The organism is Lysobacter sp., from assembly GCF_035655815.1.
Classification (GTDB): domain Bacteria; phylum Pseudomonadota; class Gammaproteobacteria; order Xanthomonadales; family Xanthomonadaceae; genus Lysobacter_J.
In genome coordinates this window covers 1-19051 of record NZ_DASRTS010000078.1, presented here as the reverse complement: position 1 = coordinate 19051, position 19051 = coordinate 1, and the positions used below count along the sequence as shown (strand labels likewise).

General features: G+C 64.4%; 13 protein-coding genes. 9 read left to right on the top strand and 4 right to left on the bottom strand.

The window, feature by feature from the left end; translation table 11 throughout:
* Positions 1-94 precede the first annotated feature (94 nt).
* Positions 95-2926, top strand: coding sequence for a S8 family serine peptidase (locus VFE83_RS18905; protein ID WP_324909055.1), 2832 nt, complete (start codon positions 95-97; stop codon positions 2924-2926).
* Positions 2927-2962: 36 nt separating this feature from the next.
* On the opposite strand, the gene VFE83_RS18900 is transcribed toward VFE83_RS18905, so the two are convergent.
* The 3 genes from VFE83_RS18900 to VFE83_RS18890 all read right to left on the bottom strand — a co-directional run bounded on the left by VFE83_RS18900 (position 2963) and on the right by VFE83_RS18890 (position 7027).
* Positions 2963-4135 carry an isovaleryl-CoA dehydrogenase gene (locus VFE83_RS18900; protein WP_324909053.1) on the bottom strand — a complete coding sequence of 391 codons (1173 nt, stop codon included), beginning with the start codon at positions 4133-4135 and terminating at the stop codon, positions 2963-2965.
* Positions 4136-4469: 334 nt separating this feature from the next.
* Complete coding sequence (locus VFE83_RS18895; protein WP_324909051.1) at positions 4470-5573, bottom strand: Glu/Leu/Phe/Val dehydrogenase dimerization domain-containing protein; 1104 nt, start codon at positions 5571-5573, stop codon at positions 4470-4472.
* 188 nt (positions 5574-5761) lie between these two features.
* Complete coding sequence (locus VFE83_RS18890) at positions 5762-7027, bottom strand: 2OG-Fe(II) oxygenase (protein WP_324909049.1); 1266 nt, start codon at positions 7025-7027, stop codon at positions 5762-5764.
* 542 nt (positions 7028-7569) lie between these two features.
* Between VFE83_RS18890 and VFE83_RS18885 the strand changes: the two genes are divergently transcribed.
* The 4 genes from VFE83_RS18885 (at position 7570) to VFE83_RS18870 (ending at position 14230) form a co-directional block, all read left to right on the top strand.
* Positions 7570-11142 (top strand): methylmalonyl-CoA mutase family protein, encoded by a 3573-nt coding sequence (locus VFE83_RS18885; protein ID WP_324909047.1) that lies wholly within the window; start codon positions 7570-7572, stop codon positions 11140-11142.
* 282 nt (positions 11143-11424) lie between these two features.
* Positions 11425-13077: a GIY-YIG nuclease family protein gene (locus tag VFE83_RS18880; RefSeq protein ID WP_324909045.1), complete on the top strand. Its 1653-nt coding sequence runs from the start codon at positions 11425-11427 to the stop codon at positions 13075-13077.
* Between the two features lie 70 nt (positions 13078-13147).
* Positions 13148-13714 carry a GIY-YIG nuclease family protein gene (locus VFE83_RS18875; protein WP_324909043.1) on the top strand — a complete coding sequence of 189 codons (567 nt, stop codon included), beginning with the start codon at positions 13148-13150 and terminating at the stop codon, positions 13712-13714.
* Positions 13715-13867: 153 nt separating this feature from the next.
* Positions 13868-14230 carry a hypothetical protein gene (locus tag VFE83_RS18870; protein WP_324909041.1) on the top strand — a complete coding sequence of 121 codons (363 nt, stop codon included), beginning with the start codon at positions 13868-13870 and terminating at the stop codon, positions 14228-14230.
* 160 nt (positions 14231-14390) lie between these two features.
* Here VFE83_RS18870 and VFE83_RS18865 read toward each other — a convergent pair whose 3' ends face one another.
* Entirely contained in the window at positions 14391-15302 is a 912-nt protein-coding gene (locus tag VFE83_RS18865) for a restriction endonuclease (RefSeq protein ID WP_324909039.1), read from the bottom strand.
* Between the two features lie 177 nt (positions 15303-15479).
* Between VFE83_RS18865 and VFE83_RS18860 the strand changes: the two genes are divergently transcribed.
* From VFE83_RS18860 to VFE83_RS18845, 4 genes are all read left to right on the top strand, one after another.
* Entirely contained in the window at positions 15480-15845 is a 366-nt protein-coding gene (locus tag VFE83_RS18860; protein WP_324909037.1) for a VOC family protein, read from the top strand.
* 424 nt (positions 15846-16269) lie between these two features.
* On the top strand, positions 16270-17418 hold the full coding sequence (locus VFE83_RS18855; protein WP_324909035.1) for an SDR family oxidoreductase: 1149 nt from the start codon (positions 16270-16272) through the stop codon (positions 17416-17418).
* Positions 17419-17557: 139 nt separating this feature from the next.
* Positions 17558-18151 (top strand): DUF6151 family protein, encoded by a 594-nt coding sequence (locus tag VFE83_RS18850; protein WP_324909033.1) that lies wholly within the window; start codon positions 17558-17560, stop codon positions 18149-18151.
* Between the two features lie 49 nt (positions 18152-18200).
* A complete protein-coding gene (locus tag VFE83_RS18845) occupies positions 18201-18401 on the top strand; it encodes a hypothetical protein (protein ID WP_324909031.1) in 201 nt (66 codons plus the stop codon).
* The last annotated feature ends 650 nt before the right edge of the window (positions 18402-19051 follow it).

Sequence of the window (19051 nt, the reverse complement as noted above, 5' to 3'; positions counted from 1 at the left end):
ATGCCCCTCGCCGAGGGGCTGCCCATGTTCTGGACGAATGGAAGGCGCCAGCCAGACACCGCCGGGGGGCGGGGCATGGCGCCAAGGGGAAAATATGGATCGTTTGCCGGTTCGTGCGCCGCTCGCGCACGCTGTGATGCTGGGCCTGTGCGCCGTTGCACTGGTGGGTTGTGGTGGAGGCGGTGGCGGCGAGAACGTCCGCAGCGATCCTGCGCCACTGGCGCCGGGTTCGACGAATCCACCGGTGAATCCGCCTGCGTCGCCGCCGGTGGTGGGTTCGCCCAATCCGGCCTACAGCGACCATATGCGCCTCACCGGCGCGGACACAGCGCATGCGGCGGGTATCACCGGCAAGGGCGTGCGCATCGGCGTGATCGACACCGGCGTCATGCGCAACCACCCGGCGCTGTCGCCGCGCGTGGTGGCCAACCTCACCTACGTGCCATCGCCGCCCAACAACCTCAAGGTGGACGACGTGGTGGGGCACGGCACGGCCGTGTCGCAGATCGCCGCCGGCACGCCGTTCGGCACCTGGCCGGGCGGCATCGCGCCCGGTGCCGAAATCGTTTCCGCACGCATCCTTTACGACAAGGACCCCGAGGACGATGGATCGGGGCAGGGCAACGAGGTCGATGGCGCAATCGGCATCAAGCCGATCCATCGGGACCTGATCGACCGTGGCGTCAGGGTGATGAACAACTCATGGGGCGGCCTGTACTGGACCAACCCCGCCGCCACAGCGCCCATCGCGGACGAGTACCGCCCTTTCATCGCCCAGAACGACGGCCTGGTGGTGTTTGCCACCGGCAACGAAAGGCGCGCGAATCCGTCGAGCATGGCGGCGCTGCCGAGCCAGCCCGGCCTCAATGGATCGATGCCCGCGGCCGACCTCGAACGCGGCTGGCTGGCCGTGACCGCCGTCAACCCTAGGAACATCAATCAGCTCGACGTCGACAGCAGCGGTGTGGTGTATGCCAACGCCTGCGGCGTGGCGATGCGCTACTGCCTGGCCGCGGTCGGCACAGTCGCGGTCACCGGTAAGGATGACGGCCCCACCAGTCCGAAGTACTTCGGCTGGTCGGGCACTTCGCTGGCGGCACCGCAGGTGTCCGGCGCGGCTGCACTGGTGTGGCAGGCGTTCCCGTATTTCAACAACGACATGGTGCGGCAGACGTTGCTGGGCACCGCGTCCGACTTGGGCGCGCCGGGCGTCGATGCGGTGTTCGGCTATGGCTTGCTCAACGTGGCCAGTGCAGTGAAGGGACCGGGCAAGTTCGATTGGGGCGACGTCACCGCGCGTATCGACAGCGGCACCTCGCGCTGGGGTAACCACATCACCGGCGCGGGTGGGCTGATCAAGGAAGGCGCGGGCACGCTGGAGTTGACCGGAAGTGCCGGGTACACCGGGCTGACGCAGGTCAACGCAGGCACGCTGAGGGCTTCCCCACGCGGGAACGTCAGCGTCGCCGCGCAGGGCACGCTGATCACCGGCGGCGCGGGCGGCAACATCGACAACCGTGGCCGCGTCGACGTGACCTCAGGAAGCGCGCAGGTGGATGGCATCTACCACCAGTACGACGACGCGACGCTGGCGATCACCGTCGGCAATCCCCTGCGAGTGACCGGCGCCGTGATCGACGGCGGCAACCTGCAGGTCATGGGCGTCAGGCCGTTCTACACGGCCATGGGACGCGAAGCCGCGATCGTGACGTTCGGCGGCGGCCTGACGGGCCAGTTCGACGCGCTCACCACCGGCCCGGGTGTGTTCCTGCAGGCCACGCTCGAATACGACACGCAGATCGTCTGGCTCAACATCACGCGCCTGGACGTCACGGCCACGGCGCAAAGCCTGGGCATGACCGCCGCCGCCGTGTCCGGTGCACAGCGCGTCGAGGATGCGTTCGACGGCATCGACAACAGTCGGCTCGATGCCGGTGCAGGCTTCCTCTCCGGCGCAGGCGCCATCCAGAACTCGCCGACCGCCGCCGCGGCCGAACGCACGCTGTCGAGCCTGTCCGGCGAACTCCACGCCGCCGACACCGACTTCGCTCTCATGGCCATCGAAGGCAACCGCCACGCGCTGGAGTCGCGTGTGGATGCGCTGCGATACACACCGCAAGGCGGCGCCTGGTTCGACGATCTGGCTTCGCAGCGTGCGGTCGCCGGTTTCGACATGGATGCGACCGGCTGGATGATGGGGCAGGATCATCGCGTGGGCCGTCTCACCTACGGTGCCGCGCTGGCGCAGACGGACGGCTACGCCCATCACGACCTGCGTAACGACCGCGAGCGCAACCGCCAACTGGAAGCGCAGCTCTACGCCAGCTACGACCTGGGCGCTGGTTACCTGATGGGCAGCGTCTCGCTGGGCACCATGCAGCGCTGGACGCAGCGCGAAGTACTGCTGGGCAGCGATGCATTCCGCATCCAGTCCGACTACGCGCAGCGGTACGCCACCATCGGCCTGCAGACCGGCTTGCCACTGGCGTTTGGTCGGGGTGCGCGCATGACGCCGTATGCCGGCGTGCAGAGCCTGCAGCTCGAACGCGACGGTTTCAGCGAGGACGGCGCCGCCGGCTTCGGATTGACTACGGCCGACTCGTCGATGCGTCTGGACCAAGCGCTGCTGGGCGCGCGCTGGACCAGCGGCTGGCGCACGGACTCGGTGGCGTGGTCGCTTCAGGGCCGCGTGGAGTGGCAGCACCTGCTTTCGCAGTCGAGTGGAGCGATCGATGCGCGCTTCACCGGCATCGACGTGTGGTCGCCGATCGCGGGCAATCTGGTGGATCGCAACGTTGGTGTGTTCGGCCTGGGACTGGGCGCCACGCTGCGCGGTGGAAGCCGCGTCAGTTTCGACGTCGATACGCGTAGCGTCAGCGGCGAAACAATGACGCGCGCGATGCTCAACTGGTCGAGCGCCTGGTAACCGCCAGGACGCTCGTGTGACGGCTCGGGCAGCGGCTCAATGCCGCTGCTCGAACAGCTCGCGACCGATCAGCATGCGGCGGATTTCGTTGGTGCCGGCGCCGATCGCATAGAGCTTGGCGTCGCGCAGGATGCGGCCGGTCGGGAACTCGTTTATGTAGCCGTTGCCGCCCAATGCCTGGATGCCTTCGAGTGCGACCTGCACGGCGGCCTCGGAGGCGTGCAGCAGGCACGCGGCGGCGTCGACGCGGCTGCTGTGTCCGGCGTCGTAGTCGCGTGCCACCTGATACGCGAACGCGCGGCTGGACTGCAGCGCGGTGTACATGTCGGCGATCTTGCCCTGCATCAGGCCGAACGTGCCGATGGCTGCGTTGAACTGCTTGCGTTCGCGCACGTAGGGCAGGGCGATGTCGAGCGCAGCCTGCATCAGTCCGATGGGGCCGCCGGTAAGCACCAGGCGTTCGGTGTTGAGGCCGCGCATCAGCACTTTTACGCCCTGGTTCACTTCCCCGAGCACGTTCTCCGCGGGAATCTCGCAGTCCTCGAACACCAGTTCGCAGGTGTTGGAGCCGCGCATGCCCAGCTTGTCCAGCTTCTGTGCGGTGCTGAAGCCCTTCATGCCCTTCTCGACGATGAAGGCGGTCATGCACTGGCTGCCCGCGTCCTTGCTGGCGGTGCGCATGTAGACGATCAGTACGTCGGCCTCGGGGCCGTTGGTGATCCACATCTTGTTGCCGTTGGCGACCCATACGCCGTCGCGCCCGGCTTCGGGACGGAATTCCGCGCGGCAGCTCATCGAGCCGACCACGTCCGAGCCCGCACCCGGTTCGCTCATCGCCAGCGCGCCCTTCCATTCGCCGCTGCACAGCTTGGGCAGGTACTTCTGGCGCTGCGCTTCGTTTCCGTTGGCGTACAGGTTGCTCACGCACAGGTTGGAGTGCGCGCCGTAGCTCAAGCCCACCGAACCCGATGCACGCGAGATCTCCTCCATCGCGACCAGGTGCGCGAGGTAGCCCATGTCGCTGCCGCCGTACTCGCCCGGCACCGTCATGCCGAGCAGGCCCATCTCGCCGAGCTTCGGCCACAGGTCCTGCGGGAACCAGTTCTCCTCGTCGATCTGCGCGGCCCGCGGCGCGATCTCGGCGTCTGCGAAGCGGCGCACGGCTTCGCGGAGGGCGTCGATTTCTTCACCGAGCGGGAAAGGGCGCATGGGAGTCCTTGTAATGAGAAGAGGAGACGCGGGATGACACGCGATGGCTCGATTCTAGGCGCGCGGCGTGAATCGGTCGTCTTGCGGTGCAATAAAACCGCGCTGCATCTGCGCGCGCGGCGAGCTTAATCCCCCTCGATCCCCCTTTTTCAAAGGGGGAGGAAGAGCGGGCTAGAGCCGGCGTAGCCACGGCACGCGTGCGGGGTCCGGGCACCCACCGGAACCACGCTGTTCTCCCTCCTTTGAAAAAGGAGGGGTGGGGAGGATTCGCTCCTGCTCCAAAAGAAAACGCCCGGCCAGGCCGGGCGTTTCCATGCATCACGGCAGCGCGCGATCAATGCCCGCCGCGGATCCGACCCTGGAAGCGCGGAGCCGAGCGGCCCAGCGGCAGCTTCAGCTTGCCGATGGCGGTGATGCGCTCCTCGGCCAGGCGGTCGGCCGCGCGGTAGGTCGGGATGGCATCGCGCTCGGCGATTTCGAAGATGCGCGCCAGGTTGTGGTAGATCGTGCGCATCATGCGCATGGCGCGCTCACGGTTGTAGCCATCCAGCTCCAGCGCCACGTTCATCACGCCGCCCGCGTTCACCGCGTAGTCCGGCGCGTACAGGATGCCGCGCTTGGCCACTTCGTCGCCGATGGCGTTGTTGGCCAGCTGGTTGTTGGCGGCGCCGCAGATGACCTTCATCTTCAGGCGGGGCAGGGTGTTCTCGTTGACCGTGCCACCCAGGGCGCACGGCGAGTACACGTCGGCCGGCACGTCGTAGATCTCGTCCAGGCCCACGGCTTCGGCGCCGTACTCGGACACGGCCTTGTCGACCAGGCCCTTGTTGATGTCGGTGACGAAGATCTTCGCGCCGCGCTCCTTGAGCAGCTTCACGAACTCCATGCCCACGTGGCCCAGGCCCTGCACGGCGTAGGAGTACTTGCCCACTTCCTCGTCGCCGAAACGCTTGTTGAGCGTGGCCATCAGGCCCTGCAGCGTGCCGTAGGCGGTGAACGGCGACGGGTCGCCCGAACCACCGTGGACCTGGTGCACGCCGGTGACATACTCGGTCTCGCGGTACACGTATTCCATGTCGTTGACGTCGATGCCGACGTCCTCGGCGGTGATGTAGCGGCCGCCCAGCGATTCGACGAACTGGCCGAACGCGCGGAACAGCGCTTCGGACTTGTCGGCGGCCGGGTCGCCGATGATCACGGCCTTGCCGCCACCGATGTTCAGGCCGGCCACCGCGTTCTTGTAGGTCATGCCGCGCGACAGGCGGAGCACGTCATTCAGCGCGTCCTGCTCGGTCTTGTACGGCCACATGCGCGTACCGCCGAGGGCCGGACCGAGCACGGTGTTGTGGATCGCGATGATGGCCTTCAGGCCCGCGTCCTTGTTGTGGCAAAACACGACCTGCTCGTGGCCGAAGGTGTCCAGGGTTTCGAAAATCATCGGGTGCTCCGCGTTGGCGCGAGGATTTGCGCGTCGCGCTATACGCCAACTTTGATGGGTAAGTCGTTGAATCGAAATGGATTCGCCTCTGCAGTGTGAGCCGGGGCCCCGCTGCAGGCGCGACAGTCTAATGCAATCAGGGGATACGGATACGTACGCCTTCGGCCTGTCGGACGCAGCGTGCCCGTTCAGAAACAGCGGTAGGGCGCCTGCCGCAGCCACAGCGTCGCCAGCCACTTCACGCCACGCTGTACGGGCAGGCCCGCGTGCAGCGAATCCATGTCCGGCGTGCCGTCGGCATGCAGGTTGTCGAAGATCACCGCACGCCCCGGCTTCGGCGACACCTTTAGTGCGGCCAGCGGGAATTCCGTTTCCCCGCCGGCGTCCACGTCGTTGAGGTACACGCACACGGTTCGCGTGCGGTTGCCTGCCTGCGGACGGTCGCGTTCAATCGTGCCGGGCGGAAGGTAGTCGCGATGCGGCCGGTATTCCTGCCCCGGTTCGTAGCGCAGCACCGTCAGGTGCTCGGCATGCACCAGCGGCACGCCTGCCGCGGTGGCCATGCGCAACTGCACCGCACGCAGCGCGATGTCCTCCAGGATCGGATCCAGCGCGGCATCGCTGCTGGTGCGCAGTTCCCGCGGCACCGGTTGCCCGGTGGCCGGGTCGATCGTGCGCGAACGCTGCAGGCGCGATTCGGAATGGGCGACCAGCAGCCGGCATTCGTCCGCATTGAGCAGACCGTCCACGGTCCACACGCGCGGACGCGTCGCCTGCGGCACGCGCTCGACCGGGCGCAGCAGGTCTTCCATCTGCATCACGCCCAGCGTGGACGCCACCGGCGCGTAATCCGTAACGGCGACATCCGGCAACGGGCCGATGCCCCGTGCCGCCAGTTGCACGCGCAATTCCTCCGCAGCGGCCGGATGCGCATCGCGGCCTTCGCCACGTGCCAGCCGCTCCACCAGCAGACGTGCGGCGATGACGTCGCCCATGCCGGCGGCCCGTTCCAGCAGTTGCAGGCAGCGTGCCTGATCCGACGGATCGGCCTTGCGGCCGAAGTGCAGCGCCGCCGCGCGCAGGGCAGGTGGGTAATCCGCGCGCACTGCCTCCAGCAGCCGCTGGTTGATGCGGCCGCCGTCCGGCGCGACCACGCCACCCATCGCCATCAGCGCCAGCAGATAACCCGCCACCGGGTGCCCCGCACGCTCCGCGCGCAACAGCCAGTCGGCGGCCTGCGCGGGCTCGGCCGGGCCACCCACGCCATGCATCAACATGCGCGCGCACTCGACCTGCGCGTTGGCCAGGCCCGCCTGCGCGGCGCGCAGGTTCAGCGCCAACGCTTCCTCCAGTTGCTGCCGTTCCACCAGCGCCGAGGCCAGCGCATGCAATGCCTGCGGCGCACCGGAGTCGGCGCGGCGGCGCAGTTCGAGCAGGGCGGTGTCTTCGTTCATGGGCGACGACGCGGGCGGCGATGGAGTGTAGTCAGAAGGTGGCGGGGTTTGCCGGGAGTGGCGACTGCGTCCAGTCCTGCCCGGTGCTCCCCGTCATCCGTACGCCGGCTGCGGGCGGCCTTTACTTTCGAGCATCCGGCCGGCGTTCGATGATCAGGATGGATCCCGGCTTTCGCCGGGATGACGGTGAGCGTTGGCGTGGCCAAGCCGCCCTACCGCCGTCATCCCCGCGTAGGCGGGATCCAGGCGCGACTGCTTCACGGCCAAACGCCAGCAGAAACGTTCGGCCTGTCCTTGAGCGTGCGCGAAGGTTTCGTCGATTAGTGCATCCGCCACGGTACGGGCCAAACGTCCGTGATCCCCGTCGTCTCGGAGATGACGGCTCAGTCCCGGGGTCGCGAGGGGCGGATCAGCGACGAAGTCCAGGATGTGACGCATTGGCGGGGTAACCCTCGCGCCGCGTGCTCCCGCGCCGCACAACGGGTCCCGAACACCCCGCACGCTACAATGCGTTTTCGTTCGTTTCCGTATTGAGCGCGTCAATGAGCACTCCTGCAAGCCGATTCCCCGAAGCCGCCACCGAAAGCACGCCGCTGCGGTTCGTCACCGCCGCCAGCCTCTTCGATGGCCATGACGCCGCCATCAACATCATGCGTCGCCTGATCCAGGCCCAAGGCGCGGAGGTCATCCACCTGGGCCACAACCGCTCGGTGGAGGACGTGGTGCGCGCCGCACTGCAGGAGGACGCCGACGCCATCGCGCTGTCGTCCTACCAGGGCGGCCACGTCGAGTACTTCAAGTACATGGTCGACATGCTCGCCGAGCGCGGCGCCCCGCACATCCGCGTGTTCGGCGGTGGCGGCGGCACCATCACGCCGGAGGAGATCAGGGAACTGCAGGCCTACGGCGTGGAGCGCATCTACCACCCCAACGACGGCATGCACATGGGCCTGGTGGCGATGATCGAGGACGTGGTGCGTCGCGCCGAGTCCGCCCGCCAGCCCGTCGAGAAGCCTCACCAGGTGGATTTCAGCGACGAGATCGGCATCGGCCGCATGCTCAGCGCCATCGAGGAAGGCGCGCTGGAAGAATCCGAACTCGCGCACCTGCGCAAGCAGTGGCAACTGGCCGGCGGCAAGACCCCGGTGGTGGGCATCACCGGCACCGGCGGCGCCGGCAAGTCGTCGGTCACCGACGAGCTGCTCAACCGTTTCCTCGCGTCCTTCCCGGACATGCACGTCGCCGTGATTTCGGTGGACCCCACGCGCCGCCGCACCGGTGGCGCGCTGCTGGGCGACCGCATCCGCATGAACTCGCTGCGCTCCAAGCGCGTGTTCATGCGTTCCATGGCCACGCGCCGCCAGCACGCCGCCACCAACGTCGTGCTGAAGGACTGCATCGCCTTCCTCAAGTCGCTGGGCTACGACCTGGTCATCGTCGAGACCGCCGGCATCGGCCAGAGCGACTCCGAGATCGTCGACCTGGTCGACTTCCCCATGTACGTCATGACCAGCGACTTCGGCGCGCCCAGCCAGCTCGAGAAGATCGACATGCTGGACTTCGCCGAACTGGTCGTGCTCAACAAGTTCGACAAGCGCGGCGCCGAGGACGCCCTGCGCGACGTGCGCAAACAATGGAAGCGCAACCGCGTCAACTTCGGCATCAAGGACGAGGACATCCCCGTCTATCCCACCATCGCCAGCCAGTTCAACGACCCCGGCATCAGCTGGATGTTCGTCAACCTGTGCCGCCTGCTGCGCGAGAAGCTGGGCCTTGAATCCTCCTCTTCAAGGCAAGGGCAGGGTGGGGATGGGGTTGCGGCCAGTCGCTGCGACTTCAATCCCGACCTGGACACCAGCCTCAAGGAACCGCGCGCAACGGTGCTGATCCCCGGCAGCCGCGTGCGGTACCTGGCCGAGATCGCCGAGCAGGGCCGCGGCATCAACGCGCAGATCGAAACCCAGTCCGAAATCGCCGACCGCGCGCAGAGCTACTGGCAGTCCCTGCGCGACCTGGGCGACGAAGCCCTGCCTAACGCGCTGGACCTGTATGCCGCCGATGCATTGCTCGTCATTCGCGGGGATGACGGAGCAGTGGACCGCACCCTCATCACCCTCCGCCAGCGCTACAACGACGCCATCCAGTCGTTGTCGTCCGAAGCCCTCAAGCTGCTGCGCGAATGGCCCGCGCGCCTCAAGTCCATCACCGACGAGGTCAACGAGTACCAGGTCCGCGACAAGACCATCCGCGTCGAGAACTACCGCGAGTCGCTGAGCCACCAGAAGATCCCCAAGATCGCCGCGCCCACCTACCGCAGTTGGGGCGAACTGCTGACCTTCCTGCAGAAGGAAAACCTGCCCGGCGCGTATCCGTACACCGGCGGTGTGTACCCGTACCGCCGCACCGGCGAAGACCCCATCCGCATGTTCGCGGGCGAGGGCACGCCGGAGCGCACCAACCGCCGCTTCCATTACCTGTCGGTCGGCCAGCCGGCCGCACGCCTGTCCACCGCGTTCGACAGCGTGACGCTATATGGCGAAGACCCCGCCGTGCGCCCGGACATCTACGGCAAGATCGGCAACTCCGGCGTCAACATCGCCACGCTGGACGACATGAAGAAGCTGTACTCCGGCTTCGACCTGTGTGCCCCCACCACGTCCGTGTCCATGACCATCAACGGACCGGCGCCCATCATCCTGGCGATGTTCATGAACACCGCCATCGACCAGCAGGTGGAGAAGTACCTGCGCGCCGACCAGTCCCGGTGGGATCAGGCGCACGCGCAGATCGAGCGGATGTTCGAAGGCAAGCGTCGCCCCGAATACAGCGGCATGCTGCCGCAGGGCAACGACGGCCTGGGCCTGGGCCTGCTCGGCGTCACCGGCGACCAGGTGGTCGAGCCCGAGGTGTACGAGAAGATCAAGGCGCAGACGCTGGCCACCGTGCGCGGCACCGTGCAGGCCGACATCCTCAAGGAGGACCAGGCGCAGAACACCTGCATCTTCAGCACCGAGTTCGCCCTGCGCATGATGGGCGACATCCAGCAGTACTTCGTGGACCGCAACGTCCGCAATTTCTACTCGGTATCCATCAGCGGTTATCACATCGCCGAAGCCGGCGCCAACCCGATCAGCCAGCTCGCCTTCACCCTGAGCAACGGCTTCACCATCGTCGAGTACTACCTGGCGCGTGGCATGAAGATCGACGACTTCGCGCCCAACCTGTCGTTCTTCTTCAGCAACGGCATGGACCCGGAGTACACCGTCATCGGCCGCGTCGCCCGCCGTATCTGGGCCCGCGCCATGCGCGAGCGCTACGGCGCGTCTGCGCGCAGCCAGATGATGAAGTACCACATCCAGACCAGCGGTCGCTCCCTGCACGCGCAGGAGATCCAGTTCAACGACATCCGCACCACGCTGCAGGCCCTGTACGCGCTGTTCGACAACTGCAACAGCCTGCACACCAACGCCTACGACGAAGCCATCACCACGCCCACCGAAGAAAGCGTGCGCCGCGCCGTGGCCATCCAGATGATCATCAACAAGGAACTGGGCCTCAACTTCAACGAGAACCCCTGGCAGGGCAGCTTCATCGTCGACAAGCTCACCGACATCGTCGAAGAAGCCGTCTACAAGGAATTCGAAGCCATCAGCGAACGCGGCGGCGTGCTGGGCGCCATGGACACCATGTACCAGCGCGGCAAGATCCAGGAAGAAAGCCTGTACTACGAGCACAAGAAGCACGACGGCAGCCTGCCGCTGATCGGCGTCAACACCTTCCTGCCCAAGGACCACGGCGGCGACATCGTCACCGAGATCGAACTGATCCGCTCGACCGAAAGCGAGAAGGGCCAGCAGATCGAGAACGTGCAGAACTACCAGACGCTGCGCAACAACGTCTCCCTCCCCAATGCGGTTCCCTCTCGCCCCTCGGGAGAGGGCCGCGGTGAGGGGCAGGGCGCCCGCAACTCAAACGGCCTCGCCTACCTCCAGTCCACCGCCCGCGAACGCCGCAACGTCTTCGCCAGCCTGATGGAGGCGGTGAAGACGCACAGCCTCGGGCAGATCAGTCATGCGCTGTACGATGTGGGTGGAGAGTATCGTCGGAATATGTGATTGCGCCGTCTATCGGACACTGAAAGGCCCGCTTCGGCGGGCCTTCTTCTTTTGTGCGGGCTGTCGCTAAACTCAGCCCGGGGGCAACTGGAAATGGGCATGGATACTCGCGTGGCATTGCAGGCGCTGTGTACGACCGTGTCGCTTTTCGTCGGCTGGCGCAAGTCATGGAGGGCCCGAGTCGCCCTGTGCGGAGATGGCAGAAGGGCGATCATTTAGGGCGAGGCGGAGACCGAATGCGTCTGTTGCGAGGCACGCATACATCTGCGTAAGGAGGCAGGGATGAAAAAGTTGATCGTTCCGCAGCATGTTGTTGCCGAGCCGCCGCACATCACGCGCCTTAAGGAAGTTGCGCGTTGGCGATTGCCAGAAGAGAACAGCGATGAGTGGGTCGCCTTTCGTCTGCGGTCAGCTGCCGCAATGGCCAACCCTGCATACCGAAAGAAGCTGAACGCGATGGCTCGTGAGGCTAATGCAACTGCGCGAGCGATCGCGGGCAATGGCGCCGGTCTCCCAGGTGATGCAGCAATCCGAGAATTCCTCACTGAGTACAACGGGCGTACCGCTAAGTTCGGCCTCCATTATCTTCCGACGTCCTACAACATCCTGCATGCCTTTGCGGACTACATCCCACGTTTGGCCGTCTTTGCGCCTTTAGAAGAGCGGAATCACATCTGCAATGTTTCCGGATTCTTGGACTTCATCAGTAGCAATCCAGAAGAAACGCCGACCCGATACTCGCCGAGGATTGATCCCGGCATCGTGCACTGCTACTCGTTCTTCGAAACGTCTGGTGAGTGGACGTTTGAGAGTGATGGAGCGACCTTCACAGTTGTCGCCGTCAACATGGTAAGGCATGGTTCTGAGATAACGGTTATGTGTCAGATGGGAAGAGAGGCCGATCTCGCCGACGAAAGCGAATCGGTCCGCGCTCTGATGGCGACCATGAGGCCAAATCCTCGCAAGCCAAATATTGAGCCGGCTCCTGATCTGGCTACTGAGGCGGTTGCGCTCGCTGGAACATCCAAGCTTTGGCGACGTTATGTCGCATTTCGGTATGACCTCCGTCATCAGCGATTACAAGCGAGATACAGCATCATCGACATGGGGAGTGCTTGGCGCATCATGTCTGACGACCCCTTGACTCTGGATTCGGTCAAGGAGTTGGGCGGAGAGGTCGATTCCCAAATCTCCGCAATTGAGAAAGACCAGGGCGTCTTTACATTCCTTATGCGGTTTCTCCGGCTTCCCGAGTATTTCTTGAGTGCATCCGATAGGGTGGTTCGAGACAAGGCAATCACGTCGCTTTCTGAGTGTTCGTCTAGTTTGAAAGGTCGGTGGTTGCAGGCTGCGTTGAAGTCTCAGGTGAGGTACGAGCGTGAGGTCTTGACGTTCTCAGCCAATTCGAGCGGAGTTGACGGCTTCGTGTTTCCTCCTCTCGAACTCAAGGTCGAGGTTGAGGGTTTTTGGGAAACTTTGCCATTTGGTACGTATGGAGAAGGGCCTGACGGCGAGCGCGTGCTAGGGAGAACTTGGGTTCGTAGAACACTGTCGAAGCGTGAAAGTCGAATGCCGGGGGCCGTCACGAGTGCCAGCAAGGAAGTTCCGTTTCTGGGTGGTGGTGAAGAGGGAAGTATTTACGTGCTTCGGAGCGCGGCGCACCAGCTTGATATCTTCAAGATCGGGCTGACGAGGCGAAGTCCCACGGTACGTGCGGCCGAGGTCTCACGCGGAACCGGCGTTCCGGATCAATTCCTTATCGTGCAAACGTGGTGGGTTCCAGACGTTGTGTTTGCGGAGAAAAGAATTCACTCCCTTCTAGATGAATATCGCCTTCGGGATGCGAGGGAATTCTTTAGGGCCGAGTACTCGACTATCAGAGCTGCAATCGAGCTTGTTGTCGCTGAAATGTCCGGTCGCCCTTCGTCGGCATAACGGTCATGCGTGCGAGATCACGGTGGGCGAGTGCCGTGAGCATATTCTTAATAGTGCATGGAGGGGGCGGATGATTGCTAACTATGGCCTGTTATGGCAACGGAAGTACGTGCAGTTTGGAAGTGCGGGTACTAGAGGAACTCTGCAGGGGAAGCGTTCCGCGACAGGAATGACAGTCGATTTCCGCGAGCAGATTGGCATATATGTGCTCTACGACAAGGACATGCGGCCTGTCTACGTAGGGCAGGCTGGTAACGGCAATGCGAACCTTTTCTCGCGACTAAAGAGTCATACCAAGGACCATCTCTGGAATAGATGGGAGTACTTCACGTGGTTCGGTCTCCGGAAAGTGAATGCTGGCAGTCGAAAGCTCTCCCAGCACGATCATGCTGATAAAGTTTTTCGGCGGGACGGTGGTGGCTTGCTGAATCAGATGGAAGGTACGTTGATTGCAGCAATGGAGCCAGCACTCAATAAACAAGGGGCCAAATTTACAGGCGTGGACAAATATCTCCAGCAAGTGGATGACGACGTGCTGGAGTTGACACTTGAGGACCTAATGGATGAGATGCAATCACTGCGAGACGAGGTTGCGAGTCTAAAGAGGGACAAGGCGCGAAGTCGGAATGTCGCTTAGCCAGCACAGCGCTGTATGGCGCAATAGCCAGCGTAGTCCGGGTAAGCGATGCGCACCCGGGTGATGGGACGCTAGAGGACGCTCCTGCGAATGGCGTGGCAACCTCGTCGGTAACGGCGCTAACTCAGCACCGCGATATGTAAAGGGCGATGCATGGACTGGAACGCACTGGGCTATGGAGTGGCGTTCTTTGCGGGCTATGCCTTGATGACCATAGCGGCAACCGCCATCGCGTCAGCCGGCATGTACCGATCAGGTGGCGTGGCAATCCAGGTCATGGGGTACCTGGTGCCGGTTGTGGCCGCCTTCGCTGCGGCGAGGAAGGCGACGCGTCGGCGCATCGTGCACGGGATTGCCGGTGGGGCCATCGGCGTCGTTCCAATCGTGCTGCTGCCCACGCTTGTTCTGCCGGACTACTCACCCAGCGGCATGCTCGTGATCTTCATCGGCTACGCGGTTCTGGCCGCACTGGGCGCCGTCTTTGGCAACCATGTGGGACGGAAGATCGTCGGCTGATCGGAGTCGTAGGGCGAAATAACATTGCGCCGCGGCCCAGCCGAAGCGCTCCACATGCGCCGCGTTACGCCCTAGGCTAATGCGGCTCTACGGCCCGGGCGACTCGATGCAGTCGTCGTAGAGCGCAATTGCGTGGCGCCCGCACGTAGCGTTCCGCCGGTCAAAGTGAGCTGAGATTGCAATGCCCGTACGTCGCGAACTCCGGCTTCGCCGTTTCATAGAATCCGCAAGTTTCCGGGTCAGGATCGCCGTTCAGCTGGGCGATTCTAAGCATGTCAAAGAAGCGATCGGCGTCGACAAGCTCGATTGGGATATGTTTCAGACTTGATTGCGCTGCCGCTCCGATCGCGCCGCGGCGGAACTTGGAAGTTGATACGAATACGCCACGAGCATAGCCACCCAAGGTCAGAGCCCCAAGAAAGCCTCTGATTTGCTCTACTTCCACGGCACGTTGTTGCCGCTTCACCTGCACACCAATCTTTTCATTGCTCGTGCCGAACAGTACGACATCGACCCCGCCGTCGTTCGAGTATGCGGTGACTTCCGCTCTGTAGCCGAGATCCTTGAAGACACTCGCAACGGTCTCTTCATAAACTCGAGGATTGACAGAATGACGCGATTCATACCTCCGCAGAAGGTATCTGCGCACCTCGGACAAGGGCTGCTCGACGTCGGTGAGATCTAATTCCAAGAGGGCCGAACTGCACACGAGATCGACTAGCCAGAGTTGCGACCCGATCGCGGGCAAGATTGCCCTGTCCACGGCAACCCACCAGCCGCATGCCGGACAGATATAGAGCGAGCTCTTTCGGGAAGATGCGTAGCCGCGTAGCTGTAGATGAGGCTCGTGATCAGTAATGCCCTCACGCCGCATCCATTGAGCGTTCTCTTCGTGGACTTTCGCAAATTCGGTGTAGCCGATCGGCCAGCGCTCAGAGCCATCGTAACCGTAGGTGCAGTCGCCGCAGTACACGCACCGGATATTTTCATCCGGTAAGTCGCCTCCCTTGTAAGTCTCAAGGTCGATGTCCGGGTACGTGGCGAGGTTCTGCTGGGCGATATGGCGACGCATAGTGGGATTCTAGCTGGCGCGACGTATCTGGCTTCGCTTATTGCACCCTACTGACTGAACCGGGTTCAGAACGCACCACACCATCCTAATGAATGCCATGCGCCACATTCACGAGGCGCCGTCCACGATCCGTCGGCGTCAGCTGATCTCGTGAGGCACCGCCAAGGAGGTGGTAGCGTGGCATCGGTTCGATACATCGCAAGCGACATCGACAAGTCGGTCGACTTCTATCGCGGTCTCCTCGGCTTCGCCGTCGAGAAACACACTCCGGGCAAGTTCGCCGAACTCACGCGCCAGGATCTCCACCTCTTCCTCAATGCGCCCGGTGCGGGCAGCGCCGGAAAGGCCGGTGGGCATCCACAGCCGGGAGGCTGGAGCCGCTTCATGATCGTCACCGAGGATCTGGACGGCATGATCGATGAACTGCGTGAGGCGGGCGCGAGCTTCCGTGGCGACGTGTCCGAGGCCGGCGCCGGGCGCCAGATCCTTGTGGAAGACCCGTCGGGCAATGCGGTCGAGTTGTTCGAGTACGCGCGCCGTTAGCTCCGTTTGCGGGTGGGTGCGTCCGATGGCCCGCACGCGTCGGGCGCAATTCCATTGCGCCGAAGACCGCTGCTATGACTTCGCGTTCGGCGCATTACGCCTTCGGCTAATGCGCCCTACATGGCCTGATGCGCCCTGGATGGTTAGGCGGCCCGACATGGATGCAGGTGTAGCCCGGGTAAGCGAAGCGCACCCGGGTCGACGTTCGCAGTGCATCGAATGTCCCGTGGCCACGGGTGCGGGCTCCGCCCTTACCCGGGCTACAAAACCGGCGGGGCACCATGCCATTGCGTCCCGCCTTACATGACTATCGACATTGCCGCGCTGCCGCCGGGGCGAACTAGAGTGGCCCGGTTTGGATCGGGACGACGCCAGGCGAGGGGCAGGGCGTCGGTCGGTCCACCGCCCAGCCTGGAGACGCCCGATGACCACCCGCCGTGACCTGCTCAAGTTAAGTGCGCTCGCCGCCGCCGCCGCGGCGTTCCCGTCCTTTGCGCTTGCCGACGAAAAGGCCAAGCCTATTGGCAAGGCGAAGAAGCCGCTCAACATCCTCATCCTCGGCGGCACCGGGTTCACCGGTCCGTTTCAGGTGAACTACGCGTTGGCACGCGGGCACAAGGTGACGCTGTTCAATCGCGGCAAGCGTCCGTCGCCGGAATGGCCGGGCGAGGTGGAGCAGCTGTTCGGCGACCGCAACACCGGCGACCTCAAGGCGCTCGCCGGGCGCAAGTGGGACGTGTGCATCGACAACCCCACCAGCCTGCCGTTCTGGGTGCGCGATGCGGGCAAGGTGCTGGCCGGCAACGTCGGGCATTACCTCTTCATCTCCACCATCTCGGTGTATGCCGACGGCAGCAGGCCCGGCATCGACGAGGACGACGCGCTGGCCGTCTACAAGGGCAAGGACGCGATGGCCGAGACGCAGGAGTCGCTGCGCGCCGACATCGAGAACCTCTACGGTCCGCTCAAGGCGTTGAGCGAGGCCGAGGCGCGCAAGCAGTTCGGCGAACGCGTGACCATCGTGCGTCCGGGTTACATCGTCGGTCCGCGCGACGAAACCGATCGCTTCACCTACTGGCCGCATCGCGTCGCGCAGGGCGGCGAAATGCTGGTGCCGGGCGATGGCCTCGACCCCGTGCAGGTCATCGACGGCCGCGACCTGGGCGAATGGATGATCCGGCTGGCGGAACAGGGCACCACCGGCACCTTCAACGCCGTCGGCCCCGCGAAGCCGCTGACCATGGACGCGATGCTGCGCGCCTGCGAAACCGCCACCGGCGGCAAGCCGACCTACACGCACGTCACGCCGGAGTTCCTGGAGGAACAGAAGGTCGCCGAGCTGCCTATCTGGGTGTCGCGCAAGAACGGCGAGTTCGCCGGCTACGGTGCGGTCAGCAACGCGCGCGCGATCCAGGCCGGCCTGACGTACCGCCCGCTGGAAACCACCGTGAAGGACCTCATGGCCTGGTTCCGCAGCCAGCCGGCCGAGCGCCAGGCCAAGCTGCGTGCCGGTATCACCCGCGAACAGGAAGCGGCACTGCTGAAGGCGTGGCACGCGCGCAAGGGCGCGTAACCGCGCAGGCCACGCCGAGCGCATCCGCGCATCGGCTGCGCGTGCTACAACCCGGTCGGGGCGGAAGACCTCAGTGTCTTCCGCCCCGATCTGTTGCATCCACATCCTTGTTGTCCGGCAGTGAAGGAGCACCACCGACATGACCCTGCAACTGCAATGCCGCTGCGGCACCGTCAAAGGCCAGCTGGAACCCGCGCGCGCCTACACGCGCGCCACCTGCTATTGCAAGGATTGCCGGTCGTTCGGGCGGTTCCTGGCGGTGCCGGGCGTGCTGGATGCCGCCGGTGGGACGGACATCGTCGCCATCGCGCCGGCCGCGGTGCGGTTTACCGATGGTGTCGAGCGCATCGAGTGCATGTCGCTCAGCCCCAACGGGTTGCTACGCTGGTATGCATCGTGCTGCCGCACGCCGCTGGGCAACACGCCGCGCGAGGGCAAGCTGCCCTACGTGGGCATGGTGACGGCATGCTTCGCCGACTCCGCACAGGTCGTGGACGCGGCCCTCGGTCCGCCCGGGCGCACGGTGATCAACACGCCATCGGCGACGGCGCCGGTGAAGTCAACGCCGCTGGCGTTCGTGACGGGTGGCCTGGGCATCCTCGCCGGCATCATCGGCGCACGCCTGCGTCGCGAGCGCAGCTCGCCGTTCTTCGATGCCAACGGCCGCCCTCTGCGCGAACCGCATGTGATCTCGCGCGAAGAGCGCGCGGCGCTGGAGCGGGGGCCGGTGTGAGGTTGTCTGCCGCGAGTTGCGAGTGGACATCGGTATCGGAGCGATGAGCATGCGCACGCTGAAGGTCATCGCCATCGGAATTGTGGAACTGGCCGTGCTGCTGCCCGCGTACTACGTGGTCGCGCCGTTGTTGTTCCGCGCCAATCTGCTGATTCCACCCGACACCTGGCTTTCGTTCGTCATCCTGCTGGTGTGCTCGCACGTCGGCGTGATGCTGCGCGCGAAGCGCCCGGTCCGCGTGGCGGGCTAGCCCACCGGGTCCGGGAAAGCAAAGCAAACGGACAGTCGAGTAGGGCGCAATAACATTGCGCCGCGTGCGTGACCGTCAGTCTCCACGCGCCAGGCGCATTACGCCTTCGGCTAATGCGCCCTACGAGGGGCGTGGTCAGTCGTAGGGCGCAATGACATTGCGTCGTGTGCGTAATCGTCAGTCTCGACGCGCCAGGCGCATTACGCCTTCGGCTAATGCGCCCTACGAGGGGTCGTGGTCAGTCGAGTAGGGCGCAATGACATTGCGCCGTGTGCGTGATCGTCAGTCTCGACGCGTCAGGCGCATTACGCCTTCGGCTAATGCGCCCTACGAGGGGTCGTGGTCAGTCGAGTAGGGCGCAATGACATTGCGCCGTCTGCGTGATCGTCAGTCTCGACGCGCCAGGCGCATTACGCCTTCGGCTAATGCGCCCTACCTACGAGGGATCGTGATCAGTCGAGTAGGGCGCAATGACATTGCGCCGAGTGCGTGACCGTCAGTCTCCACGCGTGAGGCGCATTACGCCTTCGGCTAATGCGCCCTACGAGGGGTCGTGGTCAGTCGAGTAGGGCGCAATGACATTGCGCCGTCTGCGTGATCGTCAGTCTCGACGCGCCAGGCGCATTACGCCTTCGGCTAATGCGCCCTAC